A 21,590-nucleotide genomic window follows, 5' to 3' on the forward strand; every position below is an offset into this window, starting at 1 on the left:
CACTGAGCCCGGCCCACCGCCACGGGAGTTAGGCGCAGGCCCGGCCGTCGGCATCGTCTGGAGGGGGAGTCTTCGACCATGAGCACCGTGAGGTTCCAGCGCCGTGCGCGCCGCGAGCTACCGCGCACGCCCGGTGGCGAGGTCACCCTGCAGCCGCCGCCCGAGATCCCCCGGATCACGCCGGGCAGCCTGCTGATGAAACTGATGCCGGTGGTCATGGTCATCGGCATGGTCGGCATGATGGCGCTGCTGTTCACCCAGGGCGGCGGCATCGCCTCCAATCCGATGTCGCTGATGTTCCCGCTGATGATGATGATCTCGATGGTCACCATGTTCGGCCAGGGCAGCGGCAAGGGCGCCAAGGCCGCCGAGGCCAACGAGGACCGCAAGGACTACCTGCGCTACCTCGATCAGGTCCGCAAGGACGTCGACGAGACCGCCGCCCAGCAGCGTGCCGCCGTCGAGTGGAGCCATCCCGAGCCGGGGCTGATCTGGATGCTGGCGGGCACCAGCCGCATGTGGGAGCGCCGGGCAGCCGACAAGGACTTCTGCCACGCGCGCATCGGCCTGGGCGGCCAGCGTCTCGCCACCCGCCTCGTGGCCCCCGAGACCGGACCGGTCGAGGAACTCGAGCCCATCGCCGCGGTCTCGCTGCGCCGCTTCGTGCGCACCCACTCCACCGTGCCCGACCTGCCGACCGCCATCGCGGTGAAGGGCTTCGGCACCATCGCCCTCGACGGCGACCGGGTCCAGGCCCGCGACATGACCCGCGCCATGCTGTTGCAGCTGTGCATGTTCCAGGCCCCCGACCAGGTGCTCGTCGCCGTGGTCTGCGGCCCGGACACCGCGCGCGAGTGGGAGTGGACCAAGTGGCTCCCCCACACCCAGCACCCCGACGCCCAGGACGGCATCGGCACCCAGCGCATGTTCTACGGCTCCATCCGCGAGGCCCTCACCAGCCTGCATCCGCTGCTGGGCAACCGCGTGCGCTACTCGCGCAACGCGCCGGCCAACCCGAACCTCGTGCACATCGTCATCGTGGTCGACGGCGGCCTGCTCGAGGCCGAGGACGACCAGCTGCGCGAGTCCGGCTTCGAGGGCGTCACCGTCCTCGACCTGTGCAACTACGCTCCGCGCCTCGCCGTCTCGCGCGGCATCCGGATGGTCGTCGAGAACGGCGAGTGCCTCGGTCGCGGCGCCACCGGCAACCAGGAACGCTTCGCCACCATCGACCGGATCAGCGCCGAGCAGGCCCAGCAGGCGGCCCGCCGCCTCGCCCCCTACCGCGCGGCCACCCAGCGCAGCAGCGACGTCGAGGTCGAGGACACCGAGGTCATCTCGACCTGGAGCCAGCTGATGGGCCTCGGCGACATCGGCTCGTTCAACCCCGAGAGCGCCTGGCGCCCCCGCTACGGCCGCGAACGCCTGCGCGTCCCCTTCGGCGTCGGCGCCGACGGCGTCCCCGTCGAGCTCGACATCAAGGAGGCCGCCGAGAACGGCATGGGCCCGCACGGCCTGTGCATCGGCGCGACCGGCTCCGGTAAGTCGGAATTCCTGCGCACCCTGGTGCTCAGCCTGCTCACCACGCACTCGCCCGACCAGCTCAACCTGGTCCTGGTCGACTTCAAGGGTGGCGCGACGTTCCTCGGTCTGGACGGCGTGCCGCACGTCGCCGCGGTCATCACCAACCTCGAAGAGGAGGCCGACCTCGTCGACCGTATGAAGGACGCCCTGGCCGGCGAGATGAACCGCCGCCAGGAGGTGCTGCGCCAGGCGGGCAACTTCGCCAACGTCTCCGAATACGAGAAGGCGCGCGCCGCGGGCGCCGACCTCGACCCGCTGCCCGCGCTGTTCGTCGTGCTCGACGAGTTCTCCGAACTCCTCACCCAGCACCCGGACTTCGCCGAGCTGTTCGTCATGATCGGCCGCCTCGGCCGCTCGCTGCACGTGCACCTGCTGCTCGCCTCGCAGCGGCTCGAGGAGGGCAAGCTCAAGGGTCTCGAATCCCACCTGTCCTACCGCATCGGCCTGAAGACCTTCTCCGCCAACGAGTCCCGCCAGGTCCTCGGCGTCCCCGACGCCTACAACCTGCCCAACTCGCCCGGCGGCGGCTACCTGAAGTCCGACTCCGGCGAGATCGTCCGCTTCCAGGCGTCCTACGTGTCGGGCCCCTATGTCGGCGGCGGCTCGCAGCGCGAGGTCACCAGCGCGGGCATCGTCGGCGGCGAGATCGACATCAACGCGCGCCCGTTCACCGCGACCCACATCGACTTCCGTTCCGTCGACCGCGTCCCGCTCCCGGTGGCGCCGTCGGGCGAGCCGGAGCCGCTGATGGAGGACGGCGAGCAGGTCTCCAACCTGAACATGCTGGTCTCCCGCATCCACGGCCACGGCCGTCCCGCGCACGAGATCTGGCTGCCGCCCCTGGACGAGGCGTCCACCCTCGACCAGCTCATCCCGCGCTCGGTGCTCACCGGCGAGTACTCGGCCGTGGCCACGCTGCGCGCGCCGATGGGCATCGTCGACCGCCCCTACGACCAGCGCCGCGACCCGTTCATCGTCGACCTGTCCGGCTCCCGCGGCAACGTCGCGGTCGTCGGCGGCCCGCAGTCCGGCAAGTCCACCGCCCTGCGGACCATGATCATGGCGATGGCGCTGACCCACACCGCCGAGCAGGTGCAGTTCTACTGCCTGGACTTCGGTGGCGGTACCCTCGCCAGCCTGCAGGGCCTGCCCCACGTCGGCTCCGTGGCCAGCCGCCTCGACGAGGACCTCGTCCGCCGCACGGTCGCCGAGGCCACCGCCATCGTCCGCGCCCGCGAGGCCCGCTTCCGCCAGCTCGGCATCGAGTCGATGACCGAGTTCCGCCGCCTGCGCGCCACCGACCCGTCGTCGAGCCCCGCCGCGGCGGGCGCCCACGACGACCCGTTCGGCGACGTGTTCCTGGTGATCGACGGATTCGGCTCCATCCGCCAGGATTTCGACGCCCTCGAGCAGACCATCATGAACCTCGCGGTGCAGGGCCTGTCCTACGGCGTCCACGTCGTCATCGCCCTCAACCGCTGGGCCGAGGCCCGGCCCGCCCTCAAGGACCAGATCGGCACCCGCATCGAGCTCCGCCTCGGCGACCCGATGGACTCCGACCTGGGCCGCAAGTTCGCCTCGCTGGTACCCCAGGGCCGCCCCGGCCGCGGTATGACGCCGGAGTGCCTGCACATGCTGACCGGCCTGCCGCGCATCGACGGGTCCTCCGACCCGTCGACGCTGGGCCAGGCGGTCGCCGGCGCGGTGGAGACCATCGCCCGCATGACGCCCGGCAGGCCCGCGCCCCAGGTCCGCATGCTGCCGGAACAGCTGCCGCGCGAACAGCTCCTCTACCTCGCGGGCAACTGGGCGTCGAACCAGGACCGCCAGGGCAAGGTCCTGCGCATCCCCATCGGTATCAACGAGTCCGAGCTCGCCCCGGTGTACCTCGACTTCAACGAGTCGCCGCACTTCCTCATCATCGGCGACACGGAGTCCGGCAAGACGACGCTGCTGCGCGCGATCATGGACGGCATCGCCGCCTCGAACTCCCCGAACGAGGCCCGCTTCATCGTCGGCGACTACCGCCGGTCGCTGCTCGGCACCATCCCGGAGGGATACCAGGCCGGATACGGTTCCACGGCACCGCAGTTCACCCAGCAGATGACCGACCTCGCCGCGTACGTGAGCCAGCGCGGGCCGGGTCCCGACGTCACGCCGCAGCAGCTGCGCGAGCGCTCCTGGCTGCACGGCAAGCCGGAACTCTACGTGATCGTGGACGACTACGACCTGGTCGCGACGAACAGCGGCAACCCGGTCGCCGCGCTGGTCGACCATCTGCCGCACGCGCGCGACCTCGGTTTCCACCTGATCATCGCCCGTCGTTCCGGCGGCGCGAGCCGCGCGATGTACGAGGCGACGATCGCCCGGATGAAGGATCTGGGTTCGGCGGGTCTCATCATGAGCTGCAGCCGGGACGAGGGTGTGCTGATGGGTACCACCCGGCCCGGCGCCAAGCCGGCGGGCCGGGGTACCTACGTCACCCGCAACTCCGAGGGCCTCATCCAGACCGGCTGGATGCCGCAGCCGGAATGAGCGAGATCGAGCTCGTCATCGGCGAGGCGCGGATCTGGGCGCGCGGCGCCCGGACCCATTGGGACGGTGCGCCTTCGGTGGTCCCGAGCAGCGACGGTCGCGGACTGGTCGCCGGGGAGCCGCTGACCCACCAGGGCCAGGCGGCCTCGGTCGTCCAGCACCTGGCCGGTGACCGCATCGCGCTGCGCCCGACGGTGGTGCCCTCGATCGCCGACAGCGCCGTAGCGGTGCTGGGGTCGGTGTTCGACAACCTGCGGGTCGGTACTCCGTGCGACCGGATCACCGTCGTGTGCCCGACGGTCTGGGGTGCGCGGGAGCGTGACGTCTTTGCCACCGCGGCAGCCGGATTCGCGCACGAGATCGCTTTCGAGGAGATCGCCCTCCGGGCGTCGGAGCTCGATCCGGCCACGCAGCGGAGCCGGCGCACCATCGTGATCGAAATCGGCCTGTTGTCGACCGCTGTCTCGGCGGTGACCTACGACCATCAGGGCACGCACATCGAAAGCTCCGAGTACGAGCCCACGCTCGGTGCCGACGATCTGCGCGACGACAGCCGCTCTATCGCGCTCGCCGAGCTGCTGCGCCGGGTGTCGCCGGGTGGCCAGGCCGACGTCGTCCAGATCTTCGGATCTTCGGATCCCGCGGTGCTCAGCCGCATCTCCGGGCTCGTGGAGGGTGTCTACGGCACCGACGCCCAGCTCAGTTCGTTCGCCGAACGGGATCTCTTCCGGGTGTCCTCGGGGACCTCCGACCGGCCCGTGGTCCCGTCGGCGCCCGAATGGATGGAGCCGTTGCGTGCCAGGGCCGCCGCCATCGAGCCGCGCAGCAGGACGCCCTGGTATCTCGCGGCGGCAGCCGCGGCGGTGGTGATCGGCATCGGCGCGGTGGTGGCGGTCGTGGCCGTGTCGAGCGGTGACCCGGATCCGGCGAGCACCGTCGCGGCGGCGACGCCGACCCCGAGTTTCTCCGCGACGTCGTCGGTGCCGCGGCCGACCACCACCGCGCGATCGACCACCGTCGCTCTCGGCAAACTCGAGTCCGGTGTTCCGGCGGGCTGGTCGCGGTCCGACGACCCCGGCCGCCTGATCCTGGTGTCGGACAACGGGACCCGAGGCCGCATCATCGTCACGCAGAAGCCGGTCGACGCGGGGGCGGGATACGACGAGGTCGCCGCCGACCTCGATGCCCAGATCGCCAGGAAGCCGGCGGGCACCGTCACCGCGGTCCAGCGCGACGTGGTGTTCGGAGGACGTCCCGGCCTGGCCTACGAGGAACGACCGGCCGACGGCTCGACGGTCCAGTGGCACGTGCTGATCGACCGAGGCACCCAGATCAGCGTGGGCTGCCAATATCCGGCCGGCGGGCGGGACGTGATCGTCCCCGCGTGCGAGGCGGTCACCGGCTCGGTACGCATCGCCCCCTGAGAGGGTCGGAGCCGGGCGCGGCGTGGCGGTTCGCCCAGCTCGCCGGTGGCCCGAACAAGACAACGGTGGCCGCAGGCGCGCCTCTCGCGAGGGCGCTGCGACCACCGTTGACTGCTCGGGCCGATCGTCGGAGCGACGATCAGAACAGGCCGGCGAGCGCGGTGTCGGTGGACTGCAGGTCCGAGTTACCGGTCGTCACGAGGGTACCGGCGCCCTCGAGGGTGGTGTTGAGCTGCTGCACGTGGGTGTTCCACTGCGCCTGCAGCTGCGTGAACGCGTCGTTCGCGTCACCCTTCCAGTTGTTGGTCACGAAGTCGGTGACCTTCTTGTGGAAGTCCTCGAGCTGGGTCATGATGCTGCGGGCCTCGGCAACGATGGCCTGCGCACCGGCCTCGACCTCGCCGAAGTTCGCTGTGATCCGGCTGGTGTCATTGGCAGCCATGTCGTACTCCTGTTCGTAGAGAGGGGTTGAGGCTCAGAGAGCGGGCAGGTCGAGGCTGGAGACCTGCGTCTTCACCTGCTGGGCGAAGTCGGTGTCCTGGTCCTCGTACTTCGAGCCGGCCTTGATCAGCTTCTCGGAGGTGTCGAGCAGCTTGTCGTTCAGCTTGTCGGCCTGGAAGTAGTAGCGCTCCATGAACGAGTCGAACGCGGCGCGCGCGTTACCACTCCAGGTCGCGGTGGTCTGGTCTTCCTTGGTCTTCAGCGCCTTGATCGCATTCAGGAGATCGGAGTGCTTCTGCGTGACCTCCTTGGCGAAGTCACCGATTGCCTGATTGCTCGCGTCGAGCTGTCCCGCCATGCCGGGGTCCTTTCGAGTTCGGTACGCGTCGCTGGCTGAGGCCAGTTCGGCCTGTTCACTGGGTTGGACGCCGGCCGGAGCCGATCGGTTCCATCCACTTGCCAGAAACTTCGGATGATTCGACCGAGGCCGCACTGCCACTGCCCGGGGTGGGCATCACGCGGTGTGGTCGGTACGCCGCCGGGACCGCGTCGCGCACGGTCCGACGTAGGCTTGCCCCTCCTTCCCCCCTTACTTCCGGCCCTCGCTTCGCACGGGCCGACTGCGGTTCACCATAGCGAAGTGATGTGCCGCCGCGCTATCGCATGCGCGCCATTCGACGCTAGGCGCTGTTGGCGAGCAGCGCGTACTGGGCGGCGGCGCGCTGCTGGGCATCCTGGATCTGCGTGCCCCACACGTGCGCGACATAGTTGCGGTAGCGCAGCACGCACGAGAAGTCACGGGAGTTGCTGCCCGGCCTCGGAATCTCGCCGCATCGGGTGTCCGGCAGCCCGGCGGGAGTCATTCCCGCGTCCGGCTTGTCCATGATCGCGGCCGACAGCTTCTCCGCCGCGGCGTCATCGCGGGTGCGGGTCAGGATCGCGCCCTCCAGCAACCGGCTCGTCGACGTGCCGAACGCCTGCGCGATGCCCTTCGAATAGGTCGTCGTGTATTCCGAATAGGCCTCGGAGAACGTGATGTATTCGGCACCCGCTTCCGCGTAGATCCGGCGCGCCCTCTCCCGGTCCGGCTGGAAGTGCAGGAAGCCGTTCAGCCGGTAGGTCGCCAGCGAGCCCACCGAGGGCACCCCGATCTTGTTCGGATTGAGGATGCGCTGCTTCATCCCCTCGGGGTCGAGGTCGAGGCGCATCACCTGTTCCTTGGTCAGCGGCGCGAGCTTGTCGAGTTCGGGGAACTGGGCCGCATAGGTCTTCTCCACCAGGGACGTGAGCAGTGCCAGATCTGCGCTCGCGGTCGAGGCGAAGACATTCACGACGTAGTTGCCGCGCGCCGCGGTCGAGCCGATCGTGGGCGTGCCGGGACGCCAGTGCGTATACGCCTCGGGGTATTTCGCCAGGGGCACGCGCTGATTCGTGTCGGCCGCCACCGCGAAGTCGGCGTCCTCGAACTCCCGCGCGGCGTTGGCCGCCGACCCGGCGTCCGGGAACTGCATGACGGTCACCGTGGTCAGGGTCGCGGAGGCGGGTACCTTCTGGTTCGGGATCGGCTCGACATCGCTGCTGCCCGACATCCAGCCGAACATCAGCCCGTTGCGCTCGGCGACCGCCACACCCTGATCGGAGAGCGCGTTCTTGACGTCGCCCGGCCGGGTGATCGATTGGATACCGGTGCCGTAGGCCAGTTTCGGATCGATCCGGTCGCCCAGGACGACGCTGTCGGCCAAGCGCGTCACCGCGAGACTGGTGCCGCTGCGCACGGAGTGGCCGTACTCGTAGTAGTCGCCCAGCGGCATGGTCGGGAATCGGCCGACATCGAGCTTGCGGACGTCGATCTCGCCGGGCGCGGCCGTGCCGGTGATGGTCTGGCCGCAGCCCGCGATACCCAGGGTCACCGCGGCGAGCGCGACGAAGCGCAACAGTCGAGTGTTCATGGTGGATCTCCCCGTCGTGTCGGATCAGCGCTTGGCCGTCAGCAGGATGTACTGCGCCGCGATCCGTTGCTGTGCGTCGGTCAGCTGGTTCGAGCTCGCCTCGATCACGTAGCGGTCGTACGCGAGGACGCACAGGTAGCGCGCCTTGAAACTGTCCTTCACCTTGGTCTCGACACACCGGGTTGTCGGCAGGTTCTTGGGCGCCTCGGCCGAGCGGATCTTGCGATTCAGGGCGGTGTGCGCGTCACGGATGAGCCGTGCGCCCTGGGCGTCCTTGGTCTGATACAGCGCTACCGCGTTGAATCCCAGCCACTCGAGCCCGGCCTGTTCGAACAGCGGGCGGTCCCGCGCCGGGTCGGTGGACAGGTGCGCGGCCGCGCGGCGGTCGTAGATGCCGGGAGGATTCTTCGCGTTCTCCCGGTCCTGGCGGAACAGCGTGTGGCTGAGTACGGCGTCGTGATCCATGTCGACATCGACCAGTTTGTCGACCGGCGTCGAGACGAAGTCCCGGGTGCGCGATTCGATCGCGCTCAGGCTCTTCTCGACGAGGGTGACCATGGCGGGCAGGTCGGTCGTGCCCACCTCGATCTTCGCGTTGTCCTTGACCACCGTGTAGGTCACGAGGTTCTTGGACGCGGCGAACGACAGGAGTTCCTGCTTGGCCGGATTCCAGAGCGCGTGCGCCCCTGGCCTGCCGGGGATGTCGACCGTCACGCTGCCGTCGACACGTTCGGCCCGGGCTCGGGCGAGCGCCTCGGCGGCCTGCGTCGCCGCCGCGTCGTCGGTGAAGATCAGCACCGTGTTCTGCAAGGTCTCGGCGATCAGGATGTCGGTGTGCGACATGCCCCAGCTGTAGAAGCCGGCCACGAAACCCGGTGCCGCGCGAGTGAAGACCTCGCTGTCCACGCCCACCGTGTAGATGCTCTCGACGAACCCGTAGATCTGCGCGGAGTCCGGGCCGGACTGCACGCGGAACCGCTCGTCGATCTCCACCGGGGTCGGCACGTAGCTGCCCAGCCGCTGGCCCTCGGTCAGGCGGGCGCGATCAGGGTTGGGCTTGCCGAGCTGCCGCGGCTGCGTCGGATAGTTGCCGACATCGAGGGTGGCGTTGTCCACCTGCGGGAACTGCTCGGGCGCCGCGGCCGACGACGCGTCCGGGTCGCCCCCGCACCCGGTCAACCCGATCGCCGCCGCGGCAAGGCCGACCGCCACGCACATGGCTGATTTGCGCATACATCCCCCTCCGAGATGGCCGATGCCAGTCGATCCACCCGGACGGCCCGGATCCCCCGGTTCCCCTCGCGATCGGTCTGACGGTTCTACGCCACGGGACAACTTAGCACCCCGCTACCGTCCGCAACCTCCTCGCGACGAGGAGGTATCGATCACTTGATCCGGTTCCGCAGGACCGGGATCAGCTTCTGCAACAGGACGGGGGAGGAGGACGGAGTCCAGTTGCGGAGGGCGCTCACGGTGGACGGGTCGTCGACGGGAATCACCGTCGCCCGAGACTGCGACAGCGTGCTCGGGATGCCGGTCAGCCCACCTCCGCCGGCCTTCTCGTCGCTGCGAACGGCCAGGATGTAGCTGCCTTCGGGCGCGCTGATCGTGCCGTAGATGTCCTCGACCGGACGCGGGGAGGTCTCGCCGTCCCGCTTCGCGTACGCGAGGTTGTAGGTGAAGCCGAGACTGTCGAGGAAGGTGGCCTGCTCCGAGCCGGTCAGATAGATCGACATCTTCCGGTCGGCCAGCACGTCGATCATCGTGATCGTCTTGCCCTCGAACGCCGGGTTGCCGCGTCGCGCGTCCTCCGCAGACGCGGGTACGGCCGGGGTGCTCGAGGGCGCCGCGGTCGGGTTCGAGCCGCCGTCGCCCGACCCGCTCGCCGCCCAGATGCCGATGCCCGCGGCGAGCGCGACCACCACCGCGGCCGCCGCGCCGATCAGTACCGCGCGCTTACGCTTCGGGGCGGAAGGCTGCTGGGTGGGGGAGGCGGTGTAGCCGGTGAACGCGCCGGTGGCGGTGGGGGTGACGGCCCTGGGGTCGGTCGGGGGGCGGTTGTTGTCGAAGACCTGGATCGGGTAGGTCGGGGACGTGTGGGTGATGACGGCGCCCGGGGTGAGCGCATTGGCGGCGGCGTCGTTGAACTCGCGGCAGGTGTTGAAGCGTTCGGCCGGGTTCTTGGCCATCGCCCTGGCGAAGAGGTGGTCGATCGCCGGCGGCAGGCCGGGGTTGACGCGGGTCGCCTGGGGCGGGGGCTCGTGCAGGTGGCCCATCATGACCAGGGCGGGCTGGGCGGCGGGGTACGGGTTCTGGCCGGTGAGCAGTTTGTAGAAGGAGCAGGCCAGGCTGTAGATGTCGGCGCGGTGGTCCAGGCTGGAGCCGTTGAGCTGCTCCGGCGGGGCGTAGGCGATCGTGGCCAGGAAGCTGCCGGTCTGGGTGAGTTCGGTGGCGTCGTCGGTGGACTTGGCGACGCCGAAGTCGGTGAGGAAGACGCGTTCGTCGTCGCTGTCGTCGACGGAGGACAGCAGGAAGTTGGCGGGCTTGATGTCGCGGTGCAGCAGGCCGCGCCGGTGGGCGTAGTCCAAGCCCTTGCCGACCTCGGTGGTGATGCGCAGGGCGCGCAGCGGGGTCATGGCGTGCGGGTCGCGGCTGAGTTCGGCGGCGGCGTCGGTCCCGTCGACGTACTGCATGGCGATCCACAGCTGGCCGTGTTCCTCGCCGCGGTTGTAGACCGACACGATGTTCGGATGATCCAGTCCGGCGGCGAGATTGGCTTCCCGCTCGAAGCGGGCGCGGAACTCGGGGTCACGGCTCAGTTCGGCGCTGAGCACCTTCAGCGCGTCCTTGCGCGGCAGGCTGGGATGCTTGGCCAGGTACACCGTACCCATGCCGCCCGCGCCGAGGACTCGCTCGATGCGGTACCCACCGACGATGGTGCCGGGGCTCATCGCCATGTTCCACGATCTCCTGACTCGGGGCCGGACCCGGCCCTGTTCCGGGCAGCAGCATAACGGACACGCCTCGTTCGGGTAGGTCCGGTGTCAGCGGCTGTTGGCGAGGATTGCATACTGTGCGGTTGCCCGTTGCTGAGCGTCCAGCAGCTGATCGCTGCTGACGATTCCCACGTACTCGCGGTAGGCGAGCATGCAGGTGAAGCGTTTCGTGGAGGACGCGTCGATGTTCTCGAAGCAGGTGGAGTCGGGCAGGTTCGGCGGGGCCGCGGCGGGCTTCAGGATGTCGGAGGTCACGAGGCGGTCCTTGACGGCCTGGTCCGCCGCGTGCTCGTCCGCGGTCCGGACCACGATGTTGCCGTAGGACATGGCGATCCGCTGGGCCTTCATCCGGGCGAACTGCTGCGCGGCGATGTCGATCGTGCCGGGGTAGCGGTCGCCGGCGTAGTGCAACAGCCCGTGCGGCCCGACCAGCGTGTGCATGCCGGACGCGTCCGGTGTCGGGATCTTGTCGGGGTTCAGCGTGCGATCGATGAGCTTTTCCGGATCCCAGGGCAGCGTCATCGATTCCTCGTCGGTGTAGGCCTTCGCCTTGCCGATCAGGTCGAGCTGCTTGTCGTAGGCCGTCTCCGCCAGCCTGCTGAGTCCGGCCTTGTCCGGGGTCGGGAGGGAGAGCTGGAACGCGATGACGAAGGGACCGTGCGGCATGATGGTGCGCAGAAACGGCGAAGTGGGCTGCCAGTACGACCTGGCGTTCGGGTATTTCGCCAGGGCGACGGTCTCGACCTTGTCCGGGTAGGTGGCGAAGTCGGCCTCCTGCAACTCCCGGGCCGCCGTGGCCGCCAGGTCGGCGTCGGGGAACTGCAGGACGGTGATCGTCGCGGTGGTCGAGTTCTGCTTGGACTTCATCGGCCACTGACCGAGGTCGTAGACGCCGTCGTTGGTGCTCGACCCCTTGCTGCTGAAGCCGTAGAGCAGCCGCCGGCTCTTCAGGATCGGCGTGATCCGCTTGTCCTCGCCCAGCGAGTACGGCGGCAAGCCGCTGGACACCCCGGTGGCCCGCTTTCCGTACTTCATCGCGGGATCGATGTCGTACGCGGTGACGACGAACTCCGCCAGGGTCATCGCCGCGACATCGTCCATCATGGTGAAGCCCGGTCGGTAGGGGTCGTCGTGGGCGCTGAACGGTTCGGTCGGGTAGCCGCCCGCGTCGAGTTTCCGGATATCGATCTCGCCGGGCTGCGGGGTACCCGCGACGGTGGAACCGCAGGCGGAGAGGAGCGCGGTCAGTACGAGGGCGGCCAGGGCGGAAGCGGTCTTTCTCATCGCGTGTCTCACTTCGCCTTCGTGAACAGGACGTACTGGGCGGCGATGCGCTGCTGGGCGTCGAGCAGCTGATGCGACCAGGCGTACGCGGCGTAACGGCCGTGGGACACCGTGCAGTAGAAGCGGATCGCGACCTTCTCGCGGCCGATGTACTCCTTACACAGGGCCGAGGGCAGATTCTTCGGTGACGCCGAACGGGTGAACTTCCGGCTCAGGCCGCCCATGTCGGTGCTCACCGCGCGTGCCGCCTCGGCATCGCGCGCGCGGTAGATGTCGGTGCCGTCCGTGGCGTACAGATCGATGCCTTTGTCGGCGATCATCGTGCCCAACTCGATGGGATTGGACACGAAATGGCGGGCGGTCCTGCCGTTGTACACGCCCGGTGGATTCAGCCACGAATCCTCCGTCGGCCGCTTGAGGGTGCGGCCGAGCATCCCGTCCCGGTCCCGGGGCAGCGTCATCAGCTGGTCGACCGGGGTCGGCCGGAACTGGGCCAGAGCTGGGACGACGGTGTCCAGGCTCTTCTTCGTCAGATCGAGCAACGCCTGCTTGTCGACCTTCTCCAGCCAGATCTTGAGATAGTCGTAGATCCAGGTGTAGATGACGAGATTGCCGGTGGCGTACCAGGATCCGATCGATTGTTCCTGCGGTTGCCAGTGCGCTTTCGCCGCGGGATATCCGGGAATCTCGATCGGCTCGTTCCGCGTGTTGAACTCGGCGTCGCTGCGCTCGAGCGCGGCGGCCGCGGCGGTCGCCTTCGCGCTGTCGGGGAAGAGCATGACCGCGTTCACCAGGTCGATGCCGAGATTTCCCTTGTCGGTGCCGCCGGTGCTGACGAAACCGCCGATGAAATCGGGGGCGACCTCGCGGAACCTGCCGACCTCCATGATCTTGCCGAGGGAAGCCTCCGGGTCGAGGAAGACGGTCGCGATCGAGGGATTGGCCGTGACGAATCGGGGATCGATGTCGGCCGGGGTCGGGACGTAGTCGCCCAGTCGTTCGGCCTCGATGAACCGGGCCTGATCCTGATTCGCGACGAGCCCGATGTCGCGGATCTCGGTCGAGTAGTTGCCGACGTCGAGCGTGCTGACATCGACCACCGGCTCGGGTGCGGCAGGACTGCCGTCGCTCGAATCGCAGGAGGTCACGCCGGCCACCAGCAGGACGGCGGCCACCACGGCGGCGACGTGCCTCCCCCTCGCGTGCGTCTTCATCTCCAGTGGTCCCTCCCCAGAACGATGCCAACGGCGGCATCCTACGCACCCGTTCGGGTCGTTGCCCACCCTCATCATCTGCGGCCCGGGTCATCCCGCGGGCCCGGGACCAGCGGCGGCCGGTGAGGAAGACCTCGGACGAGGTCCGCGATCACAAACTGTTGGCCAGGAGGGCGTACTGGGCGGTGATCTTCTGGCGGACGTCGGGCTCGGTGTCGCTGGAGGCGATACCGAGGTAGCGCTTGTACGCGACGTAGCAGCGGTATTTGTATTCCTTCTTGCTGTCGCCGGAGGAATTGAGCTGCAGGCATTTCGCGGTGGGGACGTCGTTGGGCGCCGAGATGGCGTCGTAGTGGGCGGAGTCGTCGATGAGGCCCTTCATGAGGGTCTCGGCGGCGGACTGGTCGCGGACCCGGGTGACCGAACCGGCCTCGACCAGGGCGACCAGGTCGGCGCCGGTCTCGGTGACCAGGCGGCGGCGGGCGGCCTCGTCGTCGGAATTGTTGATCATGTGCCGGGTGCCGTAGACGGCGAACGTGTTGGCGTTGGGTGCCTGGGCGCCGCGGTCGGCGACGACGGCGCGGGCCAGCAGGCGGTCGGTGTCGACGGGGAGGGCGTCGAGTTCGTTCATGGGGGTGGGCTCGAAGCGGTCGAGCACGGGCAGGGCGGCGGCGAAGGTCTTGTCGACCCAGGCGGTGAGGTCGGCCGCGTCGGCGGTGGGGCGCTGGATGAACAGCGAGATCACGAAGTCCTTCCTGGCCAGGAAGGCGCCGATGGTCGGCACGGTGGGGCGCCAGTGCACGTAGGCATCGGGGTATTTCGTGGAGGCCAGTTTGCGGTTGTCGGGGGAGACGGCGATGTCGACGTCCTCGAGTTCGCGGGCGGCCAGGGTGGCCGAGGCCGCGTCGGGGAAGCGCAGGACGGCCGTGGTGATCGCGGTGGCCTTCGGGTCGGGGCGGCTCTGACCGGCGGGATCGGGCTTGTCCGCGCCGAGGGCGGCGTAACCGGTGACCAGCTTGCGGTTCTCCAGCACGGGCTTGGACACGTTGGCGACGAAGTCGAGCGCCCGGTCCACGTCCGGGATCACCGTGCCGCCGCGACCGTAGATCAGCGACGGGTCGATCTCGACCGAGGGCACGACCGCCTCGGCCATCCGGGTGCCCTCGACCAGGGCGCTCGCGCTGCCCGCGGTCTCGGTGTAGGTGTGGGCGTCGACGGGGTAGCGGCCGACCTCGAGGGTGCGCACGTCGGGCTCGCCCGCCACGGGGGTGCCCGAGACCGCGCAGGCGGCGAGTGTCGCGGCGAGTGCGGCCGTGCAGAACGCGGCCGTGATGCGGCGGATGCGGAGCTTCGTGTGCTGGATCATGGTGCGGCCCCTCGGTTTCCTCCCACGTTATGCACCGAAGTTACCGGAAGAGAGGCGGGCAGCGCGTCGTTGCGCGCCGGATTGCCATAGTCTGGATGTCATGGCGACGACCCCACGCAATGGCTCCGGTGGAGGCCGATACCGGTGAGGGATCGGCAGGTCGAGGTTGTCGCGGGCAGCCACGTCGTCGCCCGCGTCGCCGGGGCGGTGATCGTGGTGGCCCACCGTGGACGCGGCAGGCTGACCGCCGAGGAACCGGCCGCGATCGCGGCGGAATCGCTGGCCGAGCTCGTCGGCGCCGCCGCCGAGCGCGAGCCGGGCGGCCCGGGCGCGCTGATCGCCCGCGAGGCCACCCGCTGGCTCATGAAGCACGCCGAACAGATCTCGCCCGGCACCCCGATCGATTTCGGCGTGCTGTCGGCCGCCGAGAACGGTGGGGTGGCGATCTTCCTGCACGGCGCGGTCACGGCCGTGCTGGTGGGGGAGCAGGGCCAGGAGCGTTATCGCGGCAGCGACGCGGCGTTCACCGTCGACCGGGTGGCCTCGGTGCCGGCCACCGCGGTCGCGTTGTTCGTCGACGACGGCAAGGGCCGGGTGCCGGAGGTGCCCACCGAGCGGGGCATCGGCTGGCTGGTCGAGGGGCTCGCGCAGGCGGGCGGGGCCGTGGTGTGGTCCGACGGCGCGCGTCGCGGCCGTGGCGCGCCCGCCCTCGCGGCGGACCGGGCGCCGATGCCGCCGACGGCGCGGATCGATCCGGAACCGCGCGCCGCCCAGGGTGGTTCGCGCCCGCTCGCGCCGCCGGTCACCGGCGCGGTGCCCGCCACCTCGATGATGGACGCGGTCACCGACGCGAACGTGCCGCCGTTCGAGGGGGGAAGGCCGCGCCCGGCCACCCCCGATGACGACGACGAACCGACCTGGGGCGGTCCCGACGCGAACCTCGGCAACGGCCCGGGGATCGACTACCGCCGCGGCCCGGGCACCGGCGCCGAACATCGGGTGGCCGGGCCGGCCGTGAGCGGGGCGCGGGCCGCCGAGGCGGGTAGGCCGCCCGGCCACCGCACGGGACAGGAACGTCCCGTGGTCCGCCCTGGCACCGGCGCGGAGAACCCGGTGGTGCGGCCCGCCGCGACCGGGCCCGGCCACCCGGTCGTCGGCCCCGGCTCCACCGGCGCCGACCACCCGACCGTCGGCCCCGGCACCGGGCCCGGCCACCCGCTCGCCGCGGGCGGGCCCGCCGCGCACGAGGCCGAAACCCGCCTCAGCGGAACCAATCCGGCGCCCGAACCGGACCCGAGCCTGCAGCGCAGGCTGGAGGCCACCGCCCGCACGACCCCGCTGACGGTGCGGGTCATGGGCTTCAAGTGCGCCCGCGCCCATCCGAGCGATCCGCGCTCGGCGTTCTGCACGGTCTGCGGGATGCCGGTCGACCAGACCCAGTCGCTCATCGAGGTCGTCCGGCCGCCGCTCGGCATGCTCGTCCTCGACGACGGCATGACCTATCTCCTGGCCGCCGACGCGGTCATCGGCCGCGACCCCGAGCACTCCGAGGCCGCCCAGCGCGGGCTGGTGCCGCTGCGGGTCGACGACTCCTCCGGCGGGATGTCGCGCGCGCACGCGGAGGTGCACCTGGTCAACTGGGACGTCACCGTCGTCGACCGCGGTTCCACCAACGGCACCCGCACCCGCCACCCCGGCTACCGGGACTGGATCCGGCTCACGCCGAACCAGCCGATCACCCTGGTGCCCGGCACCGAGGTCATGATCGGCAACCGCGTGCTGCGGTTCGAACCGGCCGCGCCACCGCCGTTCGGCTGATCAGCTGTAGCGGCTGGTGCAGGTCGTCTCGCCGTTCAGCACGCCCGCCCGGAACGCGTCGACGCGGGAGAAGCCGCTGGGGACCGTCTTGCCCTGGGTGTCGCTGGCGGCGAGGCCGTCGGTGAGCAGGCCGGAGACCGCCTCGTCGAGGTCGCCCGCGGAGAGCTGGATGTCGCCCGCGGAGGCCGGACGGCCCGGCTGGGCGAGCTTGCCGGTGATGACACCGGACAGGCAGGCCGCGCGCAGCCCGGTCTTCGGCCCGACCAGGCTCTGGCCTTTGGCGTGCTGCACGGCGAGCGCGTAGCGGGAGATGAAGACGACGTAGCCGTTGTAGTCGCCGGACACCTTCACCGGGATCGGGCCGTCGTCGTCGGTGTCGGCGGCGCCGCGCCGGGCCAGGCCGAAGACGTCGGTGGCGATGGTGTTGCGCTCCGGGCAGTAGGTCACCGGCTCGGTGGTGGCGCCGTCGGCGCAGGTGAGCCGCGCGCCCGAGTACTGGAACTCGGGCGGGGTCGACAGCGGGAGCACGCTCTCGAGCGCCTTGCTGAGCTCGACCAGGTTCTCCTTGCTGATGGGGTACTCGCCGCGGTTGTGGTCGCCGGAGAAGCTCTGCGGCAGGTTGCCGCGGCGCGAGGTGATCTCCTCCATATCGATGGCCTTGCACACGCGAGGGCCGTCGGTGAAGCCGATCTGTACCGCGGTCACCCGCTCGAACGCCGACCCGTGCACGCTCTCGGGATCGTCGGGGTCGTCGTCGCGGATCGAGACCGTGGCGGCGAGGACCGAATTCAGCCCGTCGGAGGTGTTGATGGTGAAGTGCTTGGACCTGCCCTCGGCGACGTGCCGGATGAACGCGCCGGCGAAGCAGTCGGCCTGCTGTTCCTTGACCAGCACCTTGGTCTTGGCGGTCACGATGTCGGTCATGGTCTGGATCGCGTGGCCGTATTCGTGTGCCAGCACCATCACCACCGACATCTTCCCGAAGGTGTCGCTCATGGTGGGCAGCAGCATGGTGCGGTCCCAGCCGATGGAGTTGTCCGACCGGCAGTAGGCGGCGTTGACCAGGTGGTAGGTGGTCTCCTTGCAGAACTCGACGGCCTGGCCGCGCGGTGCCCTGGCATCCCAGGAGATCAGCTTCTCCACCGGATCGAACGTCGCGCCGGGGAACTCGGTGGGGAAGACGCCGCGCCAGTAGTCCTGGATGTCGTCGACCGCGTTGAGGGCCAGCGCGTCGACGTCGCCGCCGTCGCCGTTGGTGGCCGTGAGGCTGCTGTCGGGCACGCCCTCGCGGGGCCCGTTGGGGCCGCCGGTGGTCGGCAGGCCCCCGACCTGGAAGGGATTGTCGTAGACCGAGACCGCGTGACCGTCGACGATCCGGGTGCACCCCGAGAGCAGCAGCGCGCAGAGCGCGGCGGCGATCGCAACGAGCACTTGCGGTTTCGGCATGTGTCCCCCATGGTCGGCCGGATTCTGCGCAGGTCGATCACCCGATCGGTCTTCGAGCCGTCTCGGGGGCGCCGCCGATGTCCGGGTTATGGCATAGTATCCGCTCCATGTCTTCACCGGGGGCGCAGACCATCACCGTGCGCCATGATGGAACCGAACGAGTATTCGAAGCGGGCCAGCAGGTCACCATGGGGCGCGCACCGGAGGTCACGCTGTTCGTCGACAGCCCTCTCGTGTCGCGGGTGCATGCCACGCTGCGCTTCCAGAACGGCGCCTGGATACTGGCCGACAACGGCAGTACCAACGGGGTATTCGTCGACGCGCGCCGGCTGAGTCAGCCGGTGTCCATCGATCGGCCCACGCAGGTGCGTCTCGGTGACGCCATCAGTGGGCCGTTGTTGCATCTGGTGCCCAACGCCCCCGCCCGGCACGCGGCTCCCATGCACGCGCCGCCCACCCATCAGATACATCAGCAACGCGCGCCACAGCCCCCGCCGCAGGCGCCGCCCTCGCGCCCGCAGTACCAGCAGTTCCAGCCGCCGCCGCAGTCGCGGCCCAATCCCTATGTGGGCGCACAGGCGCCGCGCAACCAGGTGCCGTCGGCGCCGGTGCCTGCGCAGGACCCCATCAACATGACCCGCCGCGCGGACTCGGCCATGCTGCCGCCCGTGCGGATGTCGCAGTCGAGCGAGCCGGTGGCCCGCGCCGACCGCATCCCGCCGGGCGGCCTGAGCATCGGCCGTACCACCGACAACCAGATCGTGGTCAACGACCCGCTGGCCTCGCGCAAGCACGCGCGCCTCGTCGCGGCCAGCGAGGGCCTGGTCATCGAGGACCTGGGGTCGGCCAACGGCACCTTCGTCAACGGCCACCGCCAGCAGCGCGTCGTGCTGCGCGAACGCGACATCGTCACCATCGCCAACGTCGACTTCGTCGTCGCGCAGGGCGCGCTGGTGCACCGGCAGAAGCCGGTCGCCGAACTGGGCCTGAACGTGCACGGCGTCGGCTTCACCGTCGAGGGCAACAAGCAGCTGCTCGTCGATGTGAACATGGCGGCGGGCCGTGGCACGCTCACCGCGCTCATCGGCCCGTCGGGCGCGGGCAAGTCGACGCTGTCGAAGCTGATCGCGGGCACCACCCAGCCCTCGGGCGGCGTGGTCACCTTCGAGGGCCGCAACCTGCACGCCGAGTACGAGGCGCTGCGCTCCCGTATCGGCATGGTCCCGCAGGACGACGTGCTGCACCGCCAGCTCACCGTCCGCCAGGCCCTCGGCTTCGCCGCCGAACTGCGCCTGCCCCCGGACACCACCAAGGAGGACCGCAAGAAGGTCATCGACGGCGTGCTCTCCGAGCTCTCGCTCACCGAGCACGCCGAGACCCGGGTGGACCGGCTCTCGGGCGGTCAACGCAAACGCGCCTCGGTGGCGATGGAACTGCTGACCGGCCCGTCGCTGCTGATCCTGGACGAGCCGACCTCCGGCCTCGACCCGGCGCTGGATCGCCAGGTCATGGTGATGCTGCGCGAGCTCGCCGACGCGGGCCGCGTGGTCATCGTGGTCACCCACTCGGTGGCCTGCCTCGACATGTGCGACCAGGTCGTCCTGCTCGCCCCCGGCGGCAAGACCGCGTTCTGCGGCAACCCGGGCGGGGTCGGCGCGGCGATGGGCACCAGCGACTGGGCGGAGATCTTCGCCAAGGTCGCGGCCAACCCCGACCAGGCCTTCGCGGCCTATCGCGCCCGCCAGGCGCACATCCCGCCACCGCCGCCACCGGCGCCGCGACCGCGCGGCAACGTCGGCGCGCCGCCGCAGTCGAGCGGGCTGAAACAGTTCTCCACCCTGGCCCGCAGGCAGTTGCGGCTCATCCTCGCCGACCGCGGCTACCTGATCTTCCTCGTGGTGCTGCCGTTCATCCTCGGTGGCCTCACCCTGGTCGTCCCGGGCAGCAACGGTTTCGCCATGGGCGCCTTCGAGCAGGTCGCCGGGCCCAACGGGACGACGCTGTTCGTGCCCTCCGGCGGCAGCGAGACCCAGCAGCTTCTGGTGGTGCTCGTCCTCGGCGCCTGCTTCATGGGCGCGACGCTGACCGTGCGCGACCTGGTCGGCGAGCGGTCGATCTTCCAGCGCGAACGCGCGGTCGGCCTGTCGCCCGCGGCCTATCTGATGGCCAAGGTCGTGGTGTTCAGCGTGACCGCGTTCCTGCAGACCGCCGTGATGATCGGGCTGACCCTGCTGTTCAAGAACCCGCCCGGCGCGGGTGCGCTCATCCCGAACGGCAGCATCGAGCTGTACCTGGACATCGCGCTGACCGCGGTGGCGTGCGTGGTGCTCGGCCTGCTGCTGTCGAGCCTGGCCAAGTCCAGCGAGCAGGTCATGCCGATGCTGGTGGTGATGATCATGGCCCAGCTGGTGATGGCGGGCGGCCTGATCCCGGTGACCGGCCGGGTCGGCCTCGAGCAGGTCTCGTATCTGTTCCCGTCACGGTGGGGTTTCGCGGCCAGCGCGTCGACGGTCAACCTGCGCGAACTGTTCGCCGGGGCACAGGAGGATCCGCTGTGGTGGCATACGCCGGTGTTCTGGTGGCTGCTCGACACCGGCATGCTGCTGGTGATCAGCGCCGTCCTGGTGGCGGTCACCTGGTCGCGGCTGCGGCTGAGGAAGTCGGCGTCGTGAGTTCTCGACGGCCGCCGCGCACGCCGCGCGCCGACCGGGCACACTTGAGCCTGTGACTGTTCGAGTTGGGGCCCTGCATCTGGGTTGGGATGTGGTGTCGGTGGCCGCGGGCGGCGGTGGCACGCCGATCCGCCCGGTCCAGGTGGAGGGCACCTACACCCCACCCGCCTACCTGCTCGCCGACGCGTCGGGGCGGCTGCACACCGCCGGGGTCGACCGGCAGCGGCCGGACCTCGGCATGGCCATCGCGGACGTCCGCGACATCCTCGGGCATCCGCAGATCGTGATCGCCGGCGCCACCTGGCCCGCCGAACTGGTCTTCCGGGCGCGGCTCTACAACCCGCTGGCCGCCGTCGGCCAGCACCTGCGCGGGAAACCCGACCTGGTCGCGCTGCCCTATCCGGACGACTGGCCGGACGAGAAGGTCGAGCTGTACGCGGCCCTGGTCGAGCAGCTCGACGTGGTGGTCGAGCCGTTGCCCGAGAGCATCGCGCTCTCGGGATACGTGCGCGCGCTCGGCCTCGTCCGCCCGCCCGACGAGCGCAACAGCCAGGGCGTCGGCGCGACCGGCATCTACTCCGACGGCCGCAGCATGCTGATCGTCGCGGTGCACGGCGACGACGAGCAGCCCACCGAGTCGGTCGACGTCACCATCGGCGCCGACGCGCTGCGCGACGCGCGATCGGCCGACAACGTGGTCATCGAGGCCATGGCGGCGGCCCGCTCGATCGGCGCGGACACCTCGACGGTGCTGCTGGCGGGCAACGTCAGCTTCAACGACGCCCTGCGTCTGGCCTTCCAGAACCATCTCGGCCAGCGCCTGCACGTGGCCGACCACCCGATGCACGCGCTGGTGCTCGG

General features: G+C 70.0%; 13 protein-coding genes and 1 pseudogene. 5 read left to right on the top strand and 9 right to left on the bottom strand.

The genetic code is table 11. The features are described 5' to 3' along the window. The first annotated feature begins 78 nt into the window (after positions 1–78). Together ON36_RS04240 and ON36_RS04245 are read left to right on the top strand one after the other, a co-directional pair. A complete protein-coding gene (locus ON36_RS04240; RefSeq protein WP_043647771.1) occupies positions 79–4,119 on the top strand; it encodes a type VII secretion protein EccC in 4,041 nt (1,346 codons plus the stop codon). Continuing rightward, positions 4,116–5,543 (top strand): type VII secretion-associated protein, encoded by a 1,428-nt coding sequence (locus ON36_RS04245; RefSeq protein WP_043647773.1) that lies wholly within the window; start codon positions 4,116–4,118, stop codon positions 5,541–5,543. Before ON36_RS04240 ends, ON36_RS04245 begins: the two co-directional genes overlap by 4 nt. 139 nt (positions 5,544–5,682) lie before the next feature. Here the strand turns inward: ON36_RS04245 and ON36_RS04250 are convergent, their stop codons facing one another. From ON36_RS04250 to ON36_RS04285, 8 genes are all read right to left on the bottom strand, one after another. Continuing rightward, positions 5,683–5,985, bottom strand: a complete 303-nt coding sequence (locus ON36_RS04250) for a WXG100 family type VII secretion target (RefSeq protein WP_043647775.1) — start codon at positions 5,983–5,985, stop codon at positions 5,683–5,685. Between the two features lie 33 nt (positions 5,986–6,018). Then, a complete protein-coding gene (locus ON36_RS04255) occupies positions 6,019–6,342 on the bottom strand; it encodes a WXG100 family type VII secretion target (RefSeq protein ID WP_043647777.1) in 324 nt (107 codons plus the stop codon). 322 nt (positions 6,343–6,664) lie between these two features. After that, positions 6,665–7,933: a DUF7373 family lipoprotein gene (locus tag ON36_RS04260; RefSeq protein ID WP_043647778.1), complete on the bottom strand. Its 1,269-nt coding sequence runs from the start codon at positions 7,931–7,933 to the stop codon at positions 6,665–6,667. A gap of 24 nt (positions 7,934–7,957) precedes the next feature. Continuing rightward, positions 7,958–9,166, bottom strand: coding sequence for a DUF7373 family lipoprotein (locus tag ON36_RS04265; RefSeq protein WP_157224763.1), 1,209 nt, complete (start codon positions 9,164–9,166; stop codon positions 7,958–7,960). A gap of 152 nt (positions 9,167–9,318) precedes the next feature. Further along, entirely contained in the window at positions 9,319–10,890 is a 1,572-nt protein-coding gene (locus ON36_RS04270; RefSeq protein WP_043647779.1) for a serine/threonine-protein kinase, read from the bottom strand. Between the two features lie 87 nt (positions 10,891–10,977). Continuing rightward, on the bottom strand, positions 10,978–12,213 hold the full coding sequence (locus ON36_RS04275) for a DUF7373 family lipoprotein (RefSeq protein ID WP_043647780.1): 1,236 nt from the start codon (positions 12,211–12,213) through the stop codon (positions 10,978–10,980). Between the two features lie 8 nt (positions 12,214–12,221). Beyond that, positions 12,222–13,427, bottom strand: a complete 1,206-nt coding sequence (locus tag ON36_RS04280; RefSeq protein ID WP_052313634.1) for a DUF7373 family lipoprotein — start codon at positions 13,425–13,427, stop codon at positions 12,222–12,224. Between the two features lie 151 nt (positions 13,428–13,578). After that, positions 13,579–14,793 carry a DUF7373 family lipoprotein gene (locus tag ON36_RS04285; protein ID WP_043647781.1) on the bottom strand — a complete coding sequence of 405 codons (1,215 nt, stop codon included), beginning with the start codon at positions 14,791–14,793 and terminating at the stop codon, positions 13,579–13,581. A gap of 144 nt (positions 14,794–14,937) precedes the next feature. Between ON36_RS04285 and ON36_RS04290 the strand changes: the two genes are divergently transcribed. Continuing rightward, positions 14,938–16,611, top strand: coding sequence for an FHA domain-containing protein (locus tag ON36_RS04290; RefSeq protein ID WP_043647782.1), 1,674 nt, complete (start codon positions 14,938–14,940; stop codon positions 16,609–16,611). On the opposite strand, the gene ON36_RS04295 is transcribed toward ON36_RS04290, so the two are convergent. Further along, positions 16,612–18,057, bottom strand: coding sequence for a neutral zinc metallopeptidase (locus ON36_RS04295; RefSeq protein WP_043647783.1), 1,446 nt, complete (start codon positions 18,055–18,057; stop codon positions 16,612–16,614). It lies immediately after the preceding gene. A gap of 107 nt (positions 18,058–18,164) precedes the next feature. Here ON36_RS04295 and ON36_RS04300 point away from each other — a divergent pair, with 107 nt between their 5' ends. Continuing rightward, entirely contained in the window at positions 18,165–20,729 is a 2,565-nt protein-coding gene (locus tag ON36_RS04300; protein WP_043647784.1) for an FHA domain-containing protein, read from the top strand. 52 nt (positions 20,730–20,781) lie between these two features. Continuing rightward, positions 20,782–21,590 (top strand): annotated as a pseudogene (locus ON36_RS04305) (hypothetical protein); the annotation flags it as partial.

Source organism: Nocardia thailandica NBRC 100428 (assembly GCF_000308795.1).
Taxonomy (GTDB): Bacteria; Actinomycetota; Actinomycetes; order Mycobacteriales; family Mycobacteriaceae; genus Nocardia; species Nocardia thailandica.